The sequence below is a fragment of the Citrobacter sp. wls827 genome (assembly GCF_005280875.1).
GTDB lineage: Bacteria > Pseudomonadota > Gammaproteobacteria > Enterobacterales > Enterobacteriaceae > Citrobacter > Citrobacter youngae.
This window is the reverse complement of the sequence record NZ_SZWR01000021.1, coordinates 199,215-215,172: the sequence shown is the minus strand read 5'-3', so window position 1 is coordinate 215,172 and position 15,958 is coordinate 199,215. Positions and strand designations below refer to the sequence as shown.

At 52.4% G+C, this 15,958-nt stretch carries 13 protein-coding genes, 2 tRNA genes and 3 pseudogenes; 8 read left to right on the top strand and 10 right to left on the bottom strand.

Annotated elements, in window-relative coordinates; translation table 11 throughout:
• Positions 1-800: LysR substrate-binding domain-containing protein (locus FDX03_RS18150; RefSeq protein WP_249357101.1), on the bottom strand; the 800-nt coding region annotated here is incomplete at its 3' end.
• 128 nt (positions 801-928) lie between these two features.
• Between FDX03_RS18150 and FDX03_RS18145 the strand changes: the two genes are divergently transcribed.
• From FDX03_RS18145 to FDX03_RS18115, 6 genes and pseudogenes are all read left to right on the top strand, one after another.
• A complete protein-coding gene (locus FDX03_RS18145; protein WP_137346357.1) occupies positions 929-1,696 on the top strand; it encodes an alpha/beta hydrolase in 768 nt (255 codons plus the stop codon).
• A gap of 115 nt (positions 1,697-1,811) precedes the next feature.
• Positions 1,812-2,144 (top strand): EmrE family multidrug efflux SMR transporter, encoded by a 333-nt coding sequence (locus FDX03_RS18140; protein WP_071887338.1) that lies wholly within the window; start codon positions 1,812-1,814, stop codon positions 2,142-2,144.
• A 33-nt stretch (positions 2,145-2,177) separates the two neighbouring features.
• A complete protein-coding gene (locus tag FDX03_RS18135; RefSeq protein WP_048211803.1) occupies positions 2,178-2,726 on the top strand; it encodes a GNAT family N-acetyltransferase in 549 nt (182 codons plus the stop codon).
• A 150-nt stretch (positions 2,727-2,876) separates the two neighbouring features.
• A pseudogene (locus FDX03_RS23585) lies at positions 2,877-2,963 on the top strand (glutathione peroxidase); the annotation flags it as partial.
• Between the two features lie 199 nt (positions 2,964-3,162).
• Positions 3,163-3,239, top strand: a tRNA-Val gene (locus FDX03_RS18120).
• 3 nt (positions 3,240-3,242) lie between these two features.
• Positions 3,243-3,319: transfer RNA gene (locus FDX03_RS18115), tRNA-Val, on the top strand.
• A 55-nt stretch (positions 3,320-3,374) separates the two neighbouring features.
• Here the strand turns inward: FDX03_RS18115 and FDX03_RS18110 are convergent.
• Positions 3,375-4,172, bottom strand: coding sequence for an MBL fold metallo-hydrolase (locus FDX03_RS18110; protein ID WP_137346356.1), 798 nt, complete (start codon positions 4,170-4,172; stop codon positions 3,375-3,377).
• A gap of 241 nt (positions 4,173-4,413) precedes the next feature.
• Between FDX03_RS18110 and FDX03_RS18105 the strand changes: the two genes are divergently transcribed.
• Positions 4,414-5,136, top strand: coding sequence for a substrate-binding domain-containing protein (locus FDX03_RS18105; RefSeq protein WP_061067822.1), 723 nt, complete (start codon positions 4,414-4,416; stop codon positions 5,134-5,136).
• On the opposite strand, the gene FDX03_RS18100 is transcribed toward FDX03_RS18105, so the two are convergent.
• The 6 genes and pseudogenes from FDX03_RS18100 to puuE all read right to left on the bottom strand — a co-directional run bounded on the left by FDX03_RS18100 (position 5,123) and on the right by puuE (position 12,713).
• Complete coding sequence (locus tag FDX03_RS18100; RefSeq protein ID WP_137346355.1) at positions 5,123-5,875, bottom strand: ABC transporter ATP-binding protein; 753 nt, start codon at positions 5,873-5,875, stop codon at positions 5,123-5,125. The two genes, FDX03_RS18105 and FDX03_RS18100, sit on opposite strands and share 14 nt — an antisense overlap.
• Complete coding sequence (locus FDX03_RS18095) at positions 5,872-6,876, bottom strand: iron ABC transporter permease (protein ID WP_048211807.1); 1,005 nt, start codon at positions 6,874-6,876, stop codon at positions 5,872-5,874. The genes FDX03_RS18100 and FDX03_RS18095 overlap by 4 nt, the downstream gene beginning before the upstream one ends.
• A complete protein-coding gene (locus FDX03_RS18090; protein ID WP_048211808.1) occupies positions 6,863-7,918 on the bottom strand; it encodes an ABC transporter substrate-binding protein in 1,056 nt (351 codons plus the stop codon). The genes FDX03_RS18095 and FDX03_RS18090 overlap by 14 nt, the downstream gene beginning before the upstream one ends.
• 164 nt (positions 7,919-8,082) lie before the next feature.
• Positions 8,083-9,093, bottom strand: a complete 1,011-nt coding sequence (locus FDX03_RS18085; RefSeq protein ID WP_137346354.1) for an ABC transporter substrate-binding protein — start codon at positions 9,091-9,093, stop codon at positions 8,083-8,085.
• 9 nt (positions 9,094-9,102) lie between these two features.
• A pseudogene (locus tag FDX03_RS18080) lies at positions 9,103-11,234 on the bottom strand (TonB-dependent siderophore receptor).
• A 216-nt stretch (positions 11,235-11,450) separates the two neighbouring features.
• On the bottom strand, positions 11,451-12,713 hold the full coding sequence (gene puuE, locus FDX03_RS18075) for a 4-aminobutyrate transaminase (protein ID WP_137346353.1): 1,263 nt from the start codon (positions 12,711-12,713) through the stop codon (positions 11,451-11,453).
• A gap of 105 nt (positions 12,714-12,818) precedes the next feature.
• On the opposite strand from puuE, the gene FDX03_RS18070 reads away from it, so the two are divergent.
• Positions 12,819-14,297 carry a PLP-dependent aminotransferase family protein gene (locus FDX03_RS18070; RefSeq protein ID WP_137346352.1) on the top strand — a complete coding sequence of 493 codons (1,479 nt, stop codon included), beginning with the start codon at positions 12,819-12,821 and terminating at the stop codon, positions 14,295-14,297.
• A 75-nt stretch (positions 14,298-14,372) separates the two neighbouring features.
• On the opposite strand, the gene FDX03_RS18065 is transcribed toward FDX03_RS18070, so the two are convergent.
• A complete protein-coding gene (locus FDX03_RS18065) occupies positions 14,373-15,581 on the bottom strand; it encodes a cytochrome c (RefSeq protein ID WP_137346351.1) in 1,209 nt (402 codons plus the stop codon).
• A gap of 3 nt (positions 15,582-15,584) precedes the next feature.
• Positions 15,585-15,958, bottom strand: a pseudogene (locus FDX03_RS23580) (spermidine dehydrogenase); the annotation flags it as partial.

Genomic DNA, 15,958 nt, shown 5'->3' with positions numbered 1-15,958 from the left:
ACGGGCCGACCGGGCAGTTCATAATCGGGCAGAACCCGCACCAGCCGCCCGGCGGCGATGTCCGCGCTCATCAGCGGAAGCGGTTGCATAATGATTCCCAGCCCTGAGAGGGCGGCAGCAAGCAGGGCTTCGCTGTTGTCCGTTTTAAACCTGCCGGTTACAGGTACCGAGACTTGTCCGCCAGGGCCTTCAAATTTCCATTCCGTCCGCATTGATGTATGGGTAAAGATCAGGCACTGGTGCCTCGTCAAATCCTGCGGCACAGAGGGCGTTCCAGCCTCTTCAAGATAAGCCGGTGCAGCACAAATAACCATCTGATAGGGAGCAAGCGCTCTTGCCAGTAGCTGGCTGTCCGCCAGTTCTCCCGTACGAAAAACGGCATCAAAGCGCTCTTCAACCAGATCGACAGTGCGATTCGACAAACAGAGTTCGAGCGAGACTTCGGGATTTTGTTTGAGATATTCCGGCAGTTTTGAGGCTAGCAGCTGACTGCCAAAGGTAATGGGAGCGCTGATCCTGAGATTACCACGGGGGATCGCACGGGTTTCAGCAATCACGGCTTCCGCTTCTTCCATTTCAGCCAGAATATTTTTCGCTCTTTCATAAAAGAGACGGCCGCTGTCCGTCAGGCTCTGGCTCCGGGTCGTACGGTTGATCAGTTGAATGCCAAGATTTTGCTCAAGCATGCGTAACTGCTTACCCGTCAGTTGAGAGGACTGATCCAGTTCACCCGCTGCGGCAGAAATGGAGCCTGACTCGACCACCCTAATGAATGTCTGCATGCAGGTTAAACGATCCATTTGAAATGAAATGTTCCAGGTGATGGTTATTTACGTAAATTTATCGCATTACGTTTTCAATGTACATTGCCAGTCAACTTAGCTCGCTTAACCGTGAGCATCCGATCACTAACAAAGGCATTCTTGATATGAAAAATCTCTCTCTTTCCTTACTGATGGCGGCCTCCATGAGCTGTTCAGCGCTGGCATCTGCAGCTGATGTTAAAGCGGCTAAACCCACGGTTGTGCTTGTGCATGGTGCATTTTCAGATGGTTCAACCTGGAATAAGGTCATTCCTTTGCTTGAGGCTAAAGGGCTTAATGTCGTTGCCGTACAAAACCCACTCACCTCCTTTGCTGAAGATACCGCCACAACACGTCGCGCACTGGCACGAGTAAAAGGTCCTGTTGTGCTGGTCGGCCATTCCTATGGTGGAGCAGTCATTACAGAGGCCGGTGCAAAAAATGAGAACGTCAAAGCATTGGTTTATGTTGCCGCTTTTGCACCATCGGCCGGAGAGTCTGTCGGTGATTTAACAAAAGATTATCCTACGCCATCAGGTTTCAGCCATATTGATGCTGATGATGCGGGTTATCTGAAGCTCACTTCTGAAGGCGTTTCTAAGCACCTGGCGCAGGATGTTACTACGGAACAAGCGAGACTTATCTACGCCACTCAGGGCCCAACTAACGGCGCAGTATTTGGCGAAAAAGTGAAAGACGCGGCATGGGAAAATAAACCTTCCAGGTATATTGTCAGCGAACAGGATCATATGCTCGACACTGACTTACAGAAAGCGATGGCGAAGAAAATTCACGCGACGGTGACTACCCTGAACACCAGTCATGCCCCACATATTTCTCAGCCAGATGCCGTGGCAAGTGTAATTCTTCATGCGGTCAGCGCCGTAAAATAATCAATATCGTGGTGATTATTAATCACTACACGAAAAAGTAGTTTGGGCTGCGTTCAAACTCACCCAACCCTTTGTGATACGATATTTGCTTTAGATTGTCACATGGGATCAGATTTTGAATTCATACATTTTCCTTGCAGGAGCTATTGTAGCTGAGGTCATAGGTACAACCCTGATGAAGTTCTCTGACGGATTCACACGCCTATGGCCATCGGTAGCAACTATTGTGTGCTACTGCACAGCCTTTTATCTTCTCTCCCAGACTCTGTCGACCATTCCAACGGGTATTGCGTACGCAATTTGGTCAGGTGCTGGAATCGTATTAATCAGCCTTTTGAGCTGGTTGGTAAGTGGGCAAAAACTTGATTTTCCGGCGATCGCAGGCATGCTTCTTATTTGTGCTGGGGTTCTGGTTATTAATATTTTTTCAAAATCCTCCCCACATTGATTCTCTTATCTTACTCTTGTAGGAAAAGCGCATATGAAAATACCAAAACTCCATACGGAACGCTTGCTGTTAAAACCATTAGAAGCCGAAGATGCCTCGCAGATTCAGTTGCTTTATCCACGCTGGGAGATAGTTCGCTATATGGTTTCCTCAGTACCCTGGCCCTATCCTGATAACGGTGCGGAGAATTACGTCAATAACGTTGCCCTGCCTGATATGGAAAAAGGGATTGCGTGGATCTGGACTATCAGACTCCGTGAGGCCCCTGACGCTCTCATAGGTTTAATTTGCCTTTATGACGTTGAGGATAATAACCGTGGATTTTGGTTAGATCCGGAATATCAGGGTCAGGGTTTTATGCGTGAGGCCAGTAATATCGCTACGGATTACTGGTTTAATACGTTAAATAAGACGGTATTGCGTGCGCCGAAAGCATCTCTCAATATCCGTTCCAAACGTATTTCAGACAGTAGCGGCATGCGACTTATCAAGACGGAAAAGAAAGAGTATGTCAGCGGTTTGCTGGATTCTGAACTTTGGGAAATCACGCGTGACGAATGGAACACTCGTCAGGTTGGTTAATATAAATTATGGAATGTCCATAACTGAACCGCAGAGAATTTCTGTTCTTCGCAAAAGTTCATCGCCTCTTGAATCAGTTTTCTGTCCAATCCACTGTCGCGTACGCAGCGAAGCCTGTCACATCAACTACAGTGTGGGCTTCCCGATAGGCGTGACAGCAAGCCGCTCAAGCGTTTTACCCCTTTCACTACCCCAGAGAAAATAGAAACTACTATCCTTACAGCGCGTAAAGTCTGAGCACCCCTGCCATTCAAACCGACCCTGGTATGCTCCAGTTCGCTGTCTGAATAAAAAACACGCTGCAAAATCAACAAAATATAGTCAACTTGCTTAATTACTCTGCAATCGCGTGAAAACATGCAGAAAAATGCTAATTCCCTCTTGCCTCATTCGGTCTGTGCCGCTAATATTCGTCCCCGTTGTCACCTACAACGTTGCGTTCATAGCTCAGTTGGTTAGAGCACCACCTTGACATGGTGGGGGTCGTTGGTTCGAGTCCAATTGAACGCACCATTTGCGTCCGTAGCTCAGTTGGTTAGAGCACCACCTTGACATGGTGGGGGTCGGTGGTTCGAGTCCACTCGGACGCACCAAATCATATCCCTTTGATTTGGTGCTAAATTCTCAAACGTTCTCCTGAAACCCATTCTATTCTTTGCGCAGACAAGCAAGATACTTCTGCACCGATCGCACCACAATCTGTCTGGCGTTGGATTTAATATCCTGACCTTCAAACGCGCCATAGAGTCGGTCGAATCTGACATCCTGCAACGCGTGCATAATGTGGATAACCGCGCTTGCCGGCAATGGCAGCATATTGGGGTAGCTCCACATAAACGACACAGCATCCGCACCGGGAGTGACCTGCAAAATATCGCCCACAAGGATTATCCCCTCCCCATCATCAATATGCATAATACTCCCCCCCGCAAAATGTCCGCCCAGGCGTAACAACGTCACGGTAGGGAGTAATTTATGCACATCGCCTTCCCATAGCCGAATAGAGGGGCTGTCACGCATAATCCACTGGCGATCGTCGGCATGCAGATAGATTGGTGCATCGAATGCTGCCGCCCAATCCTGCATCGTGGAGTAGTAGTGAGGATGCGAAATGGCAATGGCACTCAACCCACCCAGCGCGGTGATGAGCGTCTGCGTGGCCGGGTCCAGATTCGCAATACAATCCCAGAGCACATTCCCCTGCGGGGTGCGTAGCAAAAATGCCCGTTGGTTAATGGCAAACCGTGGCACGGTCTGAATACTCAGTAGCGAACGCTCATGCTGCAGCCATTTATTCGTATGCGTCGCGTGAAGCGCGGCTGGATCGATCCATGATTGTCCGGTAACGGGAACATACTGGCGCTCATCTTCGCAGATTTTGCAATGCGTTATAGCCCCATGCGTATCGTCATAGGACGTTCCGCAGGTCTTACACAAGATTGTCATTTGTCTTCCCCCTGCACGTATGCTCTCTTCCGTTCAGGATCTTTTATTACGGTCAAAGCATAGAACAAAAAAAGACAGCGTCAGCATCCCACCGCACGCTGGATCAAATAACCCTTTGAAAGCGACTACAACATCAAATGATGTAAGCGAAATGGCATCATCAGATGCCTTCAAAGTCCCTTGTGCAGGGCGTATCATTCACCTTCTTCGCATAACCGCCATAGCCCAGAGATCAGATATCATGCCCTCTTCAATCACCCTCCTTGCTGCGGGAAGTTTACGACTGGCATTTACCCCACTACTCAATCAGTTCACCCGCCTTAGCGGCATTGAGGTCAACGTTGGCTATGGCCCGGCAGGTTTGCTGCGCGAGCGTATTGAAGCCGGGGAACCGTGTGCTCTGTTCGCCAGTGCAAATCGGGCACATCCACAACGACTACTGGACACACACCGGGCCGTTTCCACACATACACTGTGCTGGAATCAACTGGGCCTGGTTACCAACCGGCGCGGTGAATGGCTGGATTTACTACGCGACCCGGTGCTGCGTATTGGCACATCCACACCGGGCTGCGACCCTTCCGGTGATTATACCTGGACATTTTTCGATAACATGGATGCACTGGAACCGGGACTTGGACGACAGCTTCGTGCACGCGCCCTGCCACTGGTTGGTGGCCGCGATACGCTCAGCATCCCGCCAGGAGAATTGGCAAGCAGTTGGCTTCTTCGCCAGGGGTTGGCCGATCTGTTTATTGGTTACGCACATTATGCAAAAGCACTCGGTTCACCGTCCGATGTTCGCTACGTTGCTATTCCTGCGGAACAGAACATCTTGTGTGAATACCAACTGGCGGTGCTCGATGCTTCTGAAGAGGTGATGAGACTGGTTAAATTTATGCTTGCCCACGACGGTCAGGCGTTGCTGACCGCCGCCGGTTTCTTGCCTGTTAGCGGTGGATAGCAAACAGCGGCGCAATAAACGGTGTCTGATAGTTTTCCACACTGAATTTTCGCAATGGCAAGCCATAGGCCTGGAACAGATAATCTTCTGTCACCACGCCGTCCGTCGGCCCTGCCAGCCATTTTCCCTCAGGAAGCAACAGCAGCGTATGAGTTGCAATCTGTAAGGCGTGCAACGGATCATGCGTCGAGAAAAGCACGCTACACCCCTGCCGGTGTGCTAAATCGCTGATGAGCTGCAGCACGACCTGCTGATTGGCAAGATCCAGCGCTGAACATGGCTCATCAAGCAACAGCGTCTGGCATTCTGTAACCAGAGCACGGGCAATCATCACCAGTTGCTGCTGACCGCCAGAAAGTGAGCTAAACGATGTGGCGGCGAGATGCGCAATGTTTAGCTGTTCCAGCGCCTGCTCCGCCCGTTGTTGATCCTGGCGGCTGGGCTGAGCAAACAATTTTACGTGCTGCGCCCGCCCCATCAACACCACGTCGCTCACCGTATAGGGAAACGGCAGATGGCAATGCTGGGCCACAATGCCTATCCCCCCATGAACATCAATACTCCCGCCCAGCGCGGGTCGCGTGCCCGTGAGCGTATCCAGCAGCGTGCTCTTACCCAGACCGTTTCGCCCAAGCACCGCCCAGATCTGGCCTTTCTGACACTGAAAAGTGAGGGGGTCAAACAGTGGAGAGCGATAGCCATAGCTAAGCTGATTCACGCTGAGCGCAATAGATGTCATTGTTTCCCCCGACGACTGGTACGAATGAGCAAGAAGGCAAACAGCGGTGCGCCGAGCAACGCGGTGATGATCCCAAGCGGTATTTCCGCATGCATCAGAGTGCGGGCGATATCATCGACCGCAATCATAAAACCACCTCCCATCCAAAAAGCACACGGGAGCAAGCGACGATGATCAACCCCCACCAGCAACCGCGCAAGATGGGGAATAACCAGCCCAACCCAGGCAATGCTGCCACTGACCGCCACCTGAGCGGCAACTAAAAACGCGCAGCACACCAGCACGCTACGCCGCAGCGGAACCACCGCCACGCCCAGCGCTTTAGCATCTTTATCATTGAGCGATAACAGATTTATCCGCCAGCGCAACTGGTACAACATCGTCGCCGCAATGGATACCGGGATCGCAAGCAGCAGGACTTTATGCCAGTTAGCCGTGGCAAAACTGCCCAGCAGCCAGAATACGATGTTCGGCAAGGTTTCTTCCGTATCGGCCTGGTATTGAATCAGGCTCACCAGCGCGGCAAAAAAACCACTTAAAATAATGCCAGATAAGATCAGCACCAGCGTATTTTCCAGCCCTTGTAAGGCCGCAATGGCATATACCAGAATGAGCGCTGCCAGACCGAAGAAGAAGGTTGACCCCATCATCAGCCACGGCTCAAGACCCAACAGAATCGCCAGCGTCCCGCCGAAGGCCGCCCCCGAGGTTACGCCTATAATGTGCGGGTCGACCAATGGGTTGTGAAACACCCCTTGCAAGGTAGCGCCGCACAATCCCAGCGCGCCACCCGCCAGCAACGCCATCAGAATACGCGGTAGTCTGACTGTCCATATCACCTGACTGGCAATACCCTGCGCATCGCCAAAATGGGTGAGTTGATAAAACACTTCACGAAGTGACAGCGGATATTGTCCAAGACACAGCGAACTGACCCCCAGCACCAACACCCCTGCTATCAGTAATGATTGCAAGGGGAAATCCCGTTTACTTAGCAGCATCTGACTGCCAGTTCACACGATAAAAACGTTGATAGTAATCCTGCGCCTGCGCATCCACATCGACATTTTTATAGGCATCCGGGTAAAGTTTTTTGGCCATCCACAACTCACCTATTGCCAATGCTTCCGGCATCGGATAACCCCAGGCTTTGGCATATTCAGGCATCAGCCAGACACGATGATTTTTCACCGCGTCAATTCCCTGCCAGTTAGGATCGTTTTGGATCTCTTTGACCACCTGCGGATATCGGTCCTGAACAAAAATCACCTGCGGGTTCCACGCCAGCACCTGCTCAAGCGCCACCTGACGCGCGCCTTTCACGCTGGCCGCCGCCACATTTAACCCACCCGCATGTTGCATCATCAGGCCAGTGTATTTCCCGGAACCGTAGGTCATAAGGTCAGGATTTGCCATATAAATGCGAACCTTTTGCGCTTCCGGTATGGCCGCAACTGGCGCATTGAATTTTGCTCGCGCCGTAAAGACGTAATTGATCAGCGTTTCCGCCTGCGTTTTACGCCCGACCACATCCGCAATCAGGCGGATCCCCTGCTTTAAGCCTTCGTTGTAGACCTGCTCTTCATCAGCCATCGTCGGGTTCATTTTATTCTGTTGCCCGGCAATATCCTGACGTAACGAGATAGCCACCACCGGGATACCGGCATTCTGAATCTGCTGGATCATCTCAGCGGGCGCATAGTTGGCGACAAACACTACCTGCGGATGAATCGCCAGCAAACTTTCGATATTCACGCTGGTGAGATCGCCAGGCGTAGGCAGCGTAGTTATTGTCGGCATAAACCGGGCAAACTCAGGCCCAAGCTGTTTTTTCCAGCTCGACATCACGCCGACGATATCCTGCGCAGCATCCAGTTGCACCAGAATATTCAGCGTCTGGTGTTGCAGCACAACCACCTTATCGACATGGTCAGGGATTGTAACCTGACGCCCAAGCTGATCGGTGATAGTGCGATCCGCCTGTGCGGAAAAGGCAAAAAACATGCTGGCGCAAACCAGCACAAAAGAGCGAAGAGTTAACATAGATACCATCTGGACTGGGAAAAATTCGATATGCATTAAATTATATAACGTGATAGCTGGCAACCCATTATCGCCAGACACGGTATACCGCCACGCGGTTCGTCACGGCAAATACAGCGTGTAACCCTGAACTGGCCTGCATTTGCCCGTCAGCGCTTCCCGCTTTACCCCTGTGGGGGTAGCCCGGCTAAAATCCGCTTCGCCTGCGCCTCGCTAAGCGAATAATCAAAAAACTGGCGGTAAAAATCGCGGGTTACGTTAACCATATCCAGGCCGCCAAACAGTGCTGGATGCAGCTTTGACGCGGCCCACTGCAACTGCAACGCGCTTTCGGTTCCATAGCGATCCCAGGGGAAGACGCCCGCCGGATTGCGCCAGACTTTGCCCTGTTTCACCGCGTTAAGCTCTTTGAACAACGCTGCATAAGGTGAACTGGCAATATCGCCACATCCCGCCCCGAGAATAATCACCTCCGGCTGCCAATACAGCACCCGCTCGGGTGAGACTTCTTTCATGTTACCGTCCACTTCCCCGGCGACGTTCCGCCCACCAGAGAGCGCAATCCAGGTATCAATCAACGTGTTTCTACCGTCGACTTTCAGTGGGTTCAGCGACTGAATGTGCAGAACCCGCGGGCGCTGATTTTCCGCTAACGTCGCCGTTTTCGCGCGAATATCCGCAATAGTGCGGGTTAAAAATTGATTATATGCCACCGCCCTGGCACGGGCCTGATCCGTGCCTAACACGTCCGCCGTGGTCGTGACTGACTTTTCCATCGAAGGATAATCAGTAAATGCCATTTCCAGCGTCGGGATACCCGCCTGGTTGTAACTCTGCGCATCCCCCTTGCCCTTTGCGACAAACAGAACATCGGTATGCAGAGCCAGCAGGGCCTCGCTATTGAATGACGTCCCGTGAATTTGTAAGGCCTGATTCAGCGATGGGTTTATTTTGAACATCCACGGCTGGCTCTGTGGATGGTTGACGGTGGCGACAATCTGACGTCCCGCCCCCAGCGTCATCAACACCGAGTGATGGGCAAACCAGCTATCCGCAATACGTTGAACTTGTGTGGGGACGGTTACAGTGTGACCGGCATCATCCACAACCTGACGCGTGGCCAGGGCGGGAAACGCCAGCCACACACAGAGCAACCATGTGTGGCACGTTTTCATCAGCAATCCTTAAAAATCAACCTGAACGGAAATCTGCGCCTGACGTGGGGCGCCAAGTTGCGCACTGGCCGCCCCGGCCCCCGTATAACCCGTCAACGCGCCGGGGACAATGTTGGTCCAGTAGCGGCGGTCAGTCAGGTTAGTGATATCAAACCGGAAAGTTGTGGGTGTGTTCCACAGTCTGGTGGCATAACGGCTACCAATATCCACTGTGGTATAACTGCCTACCCAGGTATCATTCGCGTTATCGGTAGCCCGACGCCGACGTAATGCACGTTGGCATCCACATCCAGTCCCTGAACCTGTTCAATGCTATAGACTGCCAGCACATTCGAGGTAAAGCGTGGCAAGCCGACAACCTGCTTACCATCTGCATTATTGGCGGCAGTGTTGTGCAGCATGGGGTCCAACCAGGCGGCTCCCCCTAACACCCGTAAATTTTCCGTGATATACCCATCAGCCATCAGTTCCAGCCCACGGTTTTTCTGCGTACCGTCCTGAGCAAATTCGCCGTTGTCGTTGGTATAAGCAAAGGGACGTTTTGCTTCAAATAGCGCCGCGGTGAGCAGCAGATCTTTGACGGGCGCATATTTTGCCCCCACCTCCACCTGATGGCTGCGGTACGGATCCAGCACATGTCCTGCATTGCTGGCCCCGGCAGGTGCGGTATCGCCCTGCTGCAAACTGTCAGCCCAGGTGGTGTACAGCGTGACGTTCTCAACCGGTTTATACATCAGGCTGGCGGAGCCGCTCATGCCGTTATCCTTTTGGCGACTGGTTTCATGACCGGATTTGTTATAGTTGCTGACGGTAAACAAGTTTTCGCTGCCAGACAGCAACAAACTCCATTGCGGAGTGAAATGCAGCGTATCGCTTAACAGAAATGCATGCTGCGTAGTGGTCGCCGAATGATAGCGATTAGTAAAGTCAGGATAAGGCGGGCGCGGATAGTCGGGATGTTGATCAAGTGAAGAATGCCCCAGCGTAAAGGTTCCCCCATTTCTCGGGTTATAGTTTTTCCATACAAATCCGCGCATTCCGGTCGCGATATCCTGCGTCAACCAGCCAGAATCAATGCTGCCGGTCAGGTTCGCTAAATAGCTGTTGATCGTAAAGCGACTGGCCGCTGAATTCGAGGTCGTGGTGGTGTAGTGACCCCGATTATCCGTCAGGGTGTTGGTTACTGCCGTCGATTCACGGTCAGCAACCTGGTGTAAGGCCCCCAGATCCAGCATCCAGTTGCCGTCAAAATCATGCTTGATGTGCATGTCCGCAGTGGTCGTTTCATCATCATGACCTGCATATGACTGACCATATTTACTGTTCGTCGGATCGAATGCCGAAGGAAACTGCACGCCTTTTGCCAGCGCAAAGCTGCCTGGCATGCCTTTTTCATAATAGTGGTAATAGCTGAAATTACTCTCCAGCACGGTTTTATCGGTCAGCTGAAAATCCAGGCCCAACCCCGCGTACTGCCGACGAACATGACTATCGGTGGTGTAACTGTGCCCTTCATCATTCATCAGGTTGAGGCGGTACTTCACTCTGTCTCCCGCGTCGACAGGCCCGCTGAAATCCATTGATGCCAGCGTTCCTGACCCTGTACCTTGCCCTACGGTAACCCGATGCAGTAGCGTATCCAGAGGGCGTTTCGAGACCAGATTAAACATCCCCGCCGGGTTGGCTGGCCCGTACAGTGAACCCGCGATACCACTCAGCACGTCTATATTCTGGAACTGCTCTGTCGGATATTCGGTGGTGGAAACGGCATTCAGCCCATCAATCATATGGTTTTGCACCACGCTCCCTTGCATGCCACGGGTTTGTGGTCGAACCCCCTCTCCCTGAACGGACGGTATGTAGCGATAAACATCCTTAACATCTTTGATTTGTTGCTGATCAATCACTTTTTTCGACAGTGTTTGTACCGACCACGGAACATCAATTAACTCTCGCTGCCCCAGGCTACCGATCGTCGCCTTTTTTTCAGCGGCCGCGGGCTCCTGCTCGGGAAACGAAGATTGAGCAGGCGCGGAAGCAGTAACGGTAATGGTGTCATCAGAATGGGCCGACAGGGAGGCGGCAAGACAAGAAAAAGTCAGCAACCCGGAGGCAATTGGGGTGATTTTGCAATTTAACATTTGTTGATTCAATTCGTTAGATAGAAAGACTGGCGGTCGATAACACAAGCGCCTTCTCTTGCGGGGCACGTTTATTATATTTGTATGATGAATAGAATAGGCTTAATCGATATATATGTAAATATATAACGAGAGAGGATTGGCGAAATGGTTACAACAAAAAAGCCGACGGTAATGACTACTGCCGGCTTTACACACGATCTGAATTGAACGAGATTACTTCATCGACGTTTTGATTATCTCTAACGCTTTTGCAAACTGATCCTGCGGGATAGTCAGTGGGTAAAGGAAGCGGATCACGTTGCCATACTGGCCGCAGGTTAACAGCAGCAGCCCCTGCTCAAGCGCTTTTTTCTGCACGCGCTGCGCGGCGGTGGCGCTGGGTTCACCCGTGGCCGCATCGCAGAATTCAGCGGCAATCATCGAGCCTAATCCCCGCACTTCGGCAAGTTCAGGACATGCTGCACGCGCATCGGTCAGCACAGCACGCAGTTGCTCGCCAAGCGCTGCCGCACGCTGGCACAGCTTTTCATCACGGATAATATCCAGTACCGCATGAGCTGCCGCAATCGATAGCGGGTTCCCGGCGTAAGTCCCCCCCAGTCCACCCGGCGCGGGCGCATCCATAATATCGGCTTTGCCTACGACACCCGACAACGGCATCCCACCCGCAAGGCTTTTTGCCATGGTCATCAGGTCTGCTTTATCAGCATAGTGATCCATCGCAAACAGCTCCCCGGTACGGGCAAAACCACTTTGCACCTCATCGGCAATCATCACGATGCCATGCTCATCGCAGATACGGCGAATTGCCGCGACAAACTCCGCCGGAGCGACAACAAAGCCGCCTTCCCCCTGGACGGGTTCGAAGATAATCGCAGCGACCTGGCTCGGATCGATATCCGCTTTAAACAAACGTTCTATCGCTTTAATCGAGTCTGCAGTTGAAACCCCCTGCAGCGCAGAAGGATATGGCGCATGGTAAACGGACCCCGGGAACGGACCGAAGCCTTTTTTGTATGGCGCCACTTTGCCGGTTAACGCCATCGTCATGTATGTCCGCCCATGGAAACCACCGCCAAAGGCGATAACGCCAGGGCGACCGGTGTGAGCGCGGGCAATTTTAACCGCATTTTCCACGGCCTCAGCCCCGGTGGTAAAGAATGTCGTTTTACGCTTACCGTCAATTGGCGCCACCGCGTTGATTTTCTCCGCCAGCGATACATAACTTTCGTAGGGAACAATCTGATAAGCCGTATGGGTAAAGGCTTGCAGTTGCGCCTCAACGGCCTGCACCAGACGCGGATGGCGGTGCCCGGTGTTCAGCACGGCAATCCCGGCGGCGAAATCAATATACTGATTGCCTTCAATATCGGTAATCGTGCTGTTTTCAGCCGACTGGGCATAAAAATCACACATCACACCTACGCCACGTGGGGTGGCATCCAGACGACGTTGTTGCAGGTTTTTATTGTTCATTCTCTACACCTTGTCCATAAACACAATTGGTTGAATTACCCTTTAAATTTAGACGCCATCTGGTACTTTAATCGAGAGCCAAATCGTTTTATTTTAAGGATCCAAATGCGTTCACTTGCCGGAGATGTGATCAAGCATGCATTTAGCCAGCAGACTGACGAGAAGCTGCATCGTCGCCTGTATGCCGCCATCTGTAGCTGCATCCTTGAGGGGAGCCTGAAACCCGCTACCCGCATGCCACCTTCACGCGACCTGGCGAGTGAGCTGGCGTTATCACGGAATACTGTCCTGCGGGTTTACGAGCAGTTGCAGGCCGAAGGCTATATCTCCGCGCGCACCAGCAGCGGTACATTTGTGACCGACAGCGTGCTGGACAATCTCGGTCTGGCCCCTAATAAACCTCCGGTTTCACCTGCGACACGTGAAGACCACACCAGTTTGTCCGTCCGTAGCCTTGAACTGCTTGGGCATGCCAGCGCCAGCCCTCGCCAGTGGGGAGCTTTTATTCCTGGTGTACCGGACGTGCATTCTTTCCCGCATCGCACACTGAAAAAGATTCAGGATCGGCTGGCAAGGCGGCTACGCCCGGAGTTTCTCACCTACGATGCCACTGGTGGTTTGATTGAACTGAAAGAAGCGCTGGCGGACTATCTGCGCACCGCACGCGGCGTGCGCTGTACGCCAGATCAAATATTGATTACCGAGGGCATTCACCAGGCGTTGGATCTGGTAACCCGCTCGTTGTGTAATCCTGGCGATAATACGTGGATTGAAGAACCCGGTTACTGGGGAATAAAAAACATTCTGCGCATCAATGCCGTCAACTTTTCGGCCATCCCGGTTGATGAACAAGGCATGCTTGCGCCTGCTTGCGTCGAACCGGCGCCGAAACTTATTTTTGTGACACCGTCACATCAATATCCGCTTGGCCCGGTAATGAGCCTTGGTCGACGACGGCAGCTACTCTATCAGGCACGTGAAACGCACAGCTGGATTGTGGAAGATGACTACGACAGCGAGTTTCGTTTTTCCGGCCAACCCATCCCGTCATTGCAGGGACTGGAAGAAGATGCTCCGGTAATCTATATCGGCACCTTCAGCAAGACCCTCTATCCGGCACTGCGGCTCGGGTACGTTGTGATACCCAAACCGCTTGCCGCCCCACTGATGAAGGTACATAACGATCTCTATCGTGGTGGGCATCTCCTGATTCAGGCGGCGCTGGCTGAGTTTATTCGTGAGGGTTACTATGCGGCGCACATCCGTAAAATGCGCCAGTTATATAGCCGCCGACGCCATACGTTGGTAGAGCTCATCATCAGCCAGCTTGGTGAGGATTATCTGGGACCTTACAGCAGCAACGCCGGACTACATCTGATTTTACAGCTGCCTGTGGGTACTGATGATAGCGCAATTGCCCAACAGGCCAACGCACAAGGTCTTCTGGTTCGCCCACTTTCGCGGTACTACGTGAAAGAAGAAAAACGCAGCGGTCTGCTGCTGGGCTTTGCCAGTATTGAAGAACATGAGATGGCTGCGGCGTTTACCCGACTTGCGGATATTATCAGGATAAACACCGAGTAAGCACCTTATCCGGCCTACGAAGTACGCTTTTTGTAGGCCGGATAAGCGCAGCGCCATCCGGCATCATTGCGCAGATTAATGTGAGGCTTTTTTAATCCCGGACAGATCTTCCTGGCTTACCTCACCATTTCCTTCACCCCAGCTTTTACGCACGTAATTGATCACATCACGCATTTCGCTGTCGCTGAACAACCTGCCATAGGCTGGCATCTTAAAGGAGACATTCCCCCGCGTCGTCGGTGTTTCTGCGCCGTGGGCAATCACCCTGAACAACGGCGTTGGGTCGTCTACCATCACTAACGGGTTGTGAATAAGCGAAGGTGCATTATCATCGGTCCCTTTGCCTTCCAGACCATGACAGGTCGAGCAGTAGCGGTTGTAGGTCACTTTACCCGCTTCAGGGGAATTCGACCAGGAGGCCGTAGCGGCTTTCGTACGCGTCGGTTCCGTCTTCGTGCTTTTCAGGCTCAACAGATACTGCGCAATCGCCGTGGCATCTTCGTCCGTCAGGTACTGTGTGCTCTGGCTGACGACTTCAGACATCGATCCCGATACTGCAGCATGTTTGCTTTTCCCCGTCAGCAGCAATGACGTTAACGCCTGCTCAGACATCCCGGTTCCCCGCAGCGATGGCGCATACCAGCCGTCGATCATCGCCCCGCTCAGGTACTCAGCATCGGCATTGGTATAGGCTTTTTCGTTCATCGCCATCCCTCTCGGAGTGTGGCATGACCCGCAGTGACCCGGACCTTCAACCAGATAAGCCCCCCGTTTTACCCGCGCTGCCGTATCATCCGCTTTGTTGCCTTCAACAGCGGCAGTCGGCGCATCGGTAAACAACCAATTCCAGATATGCAGCGGCCAGCGGGCCGAAATCAGCCAGGGAATAGCATTCTCTTTATTGGGTTCTGCTGACGGCTTAACATCATGCATGAAGTAGCTATACAGCGCCTGAACATCTGCGTCGGACAGTTTCGAGTAAGAAGGATAAGGCATCGCCGGGTACAGCGGATGACCGTCTTTGGCAATCCCCTGGCGCACGGCCTTCTCAAAATCGTCGTAAGAATAGTTGCCGATACCGTGCGTCTTATCCGGGGTAATATTCGTCGAATAGATATCACCAACCGGCGTGGGGAACCTCTTACCTCCCGCCATCGCCGCGCCGCCTTCCGCGGTATGGCATGCCACGCAGTCTGAGATCCTCGCGATGTACTCACCGTTAGATTCAGCGGCAGAGACAGAAGCGGTAAACAGGCAGGCGATTAAAACGGTTACATTACGCATAAATCACCCCATATCCTTGAGTTCATTAACCGCGCGCCATGCCTGATCGATCGCAGCATGAGCATAAGCGCTCCAGTCAGCATCAGAGTTAGCGATGGCAATACGTCCGATAGGTTTACGCGCCCGCTCAATAATCTCCGGCATTTTTTCCATATCATCGAACAGTGAATTAGCGTAATACGCATAACCATGCGCCCAGCGGTTAACGGTAATGGCCGCAATATCCCGTTGGTTGTCAAAACCGGTTGAGCCAAACATTTCCTGCAACTGAGAACGGATCATCTCTTCATGTGCGGCAAACGTGGTCCCCAGCAGATAAGCACGCCCCAAACGGAACTGCTCCCTCGCGGACAGATTACTGCCAGGATACGTGGGCA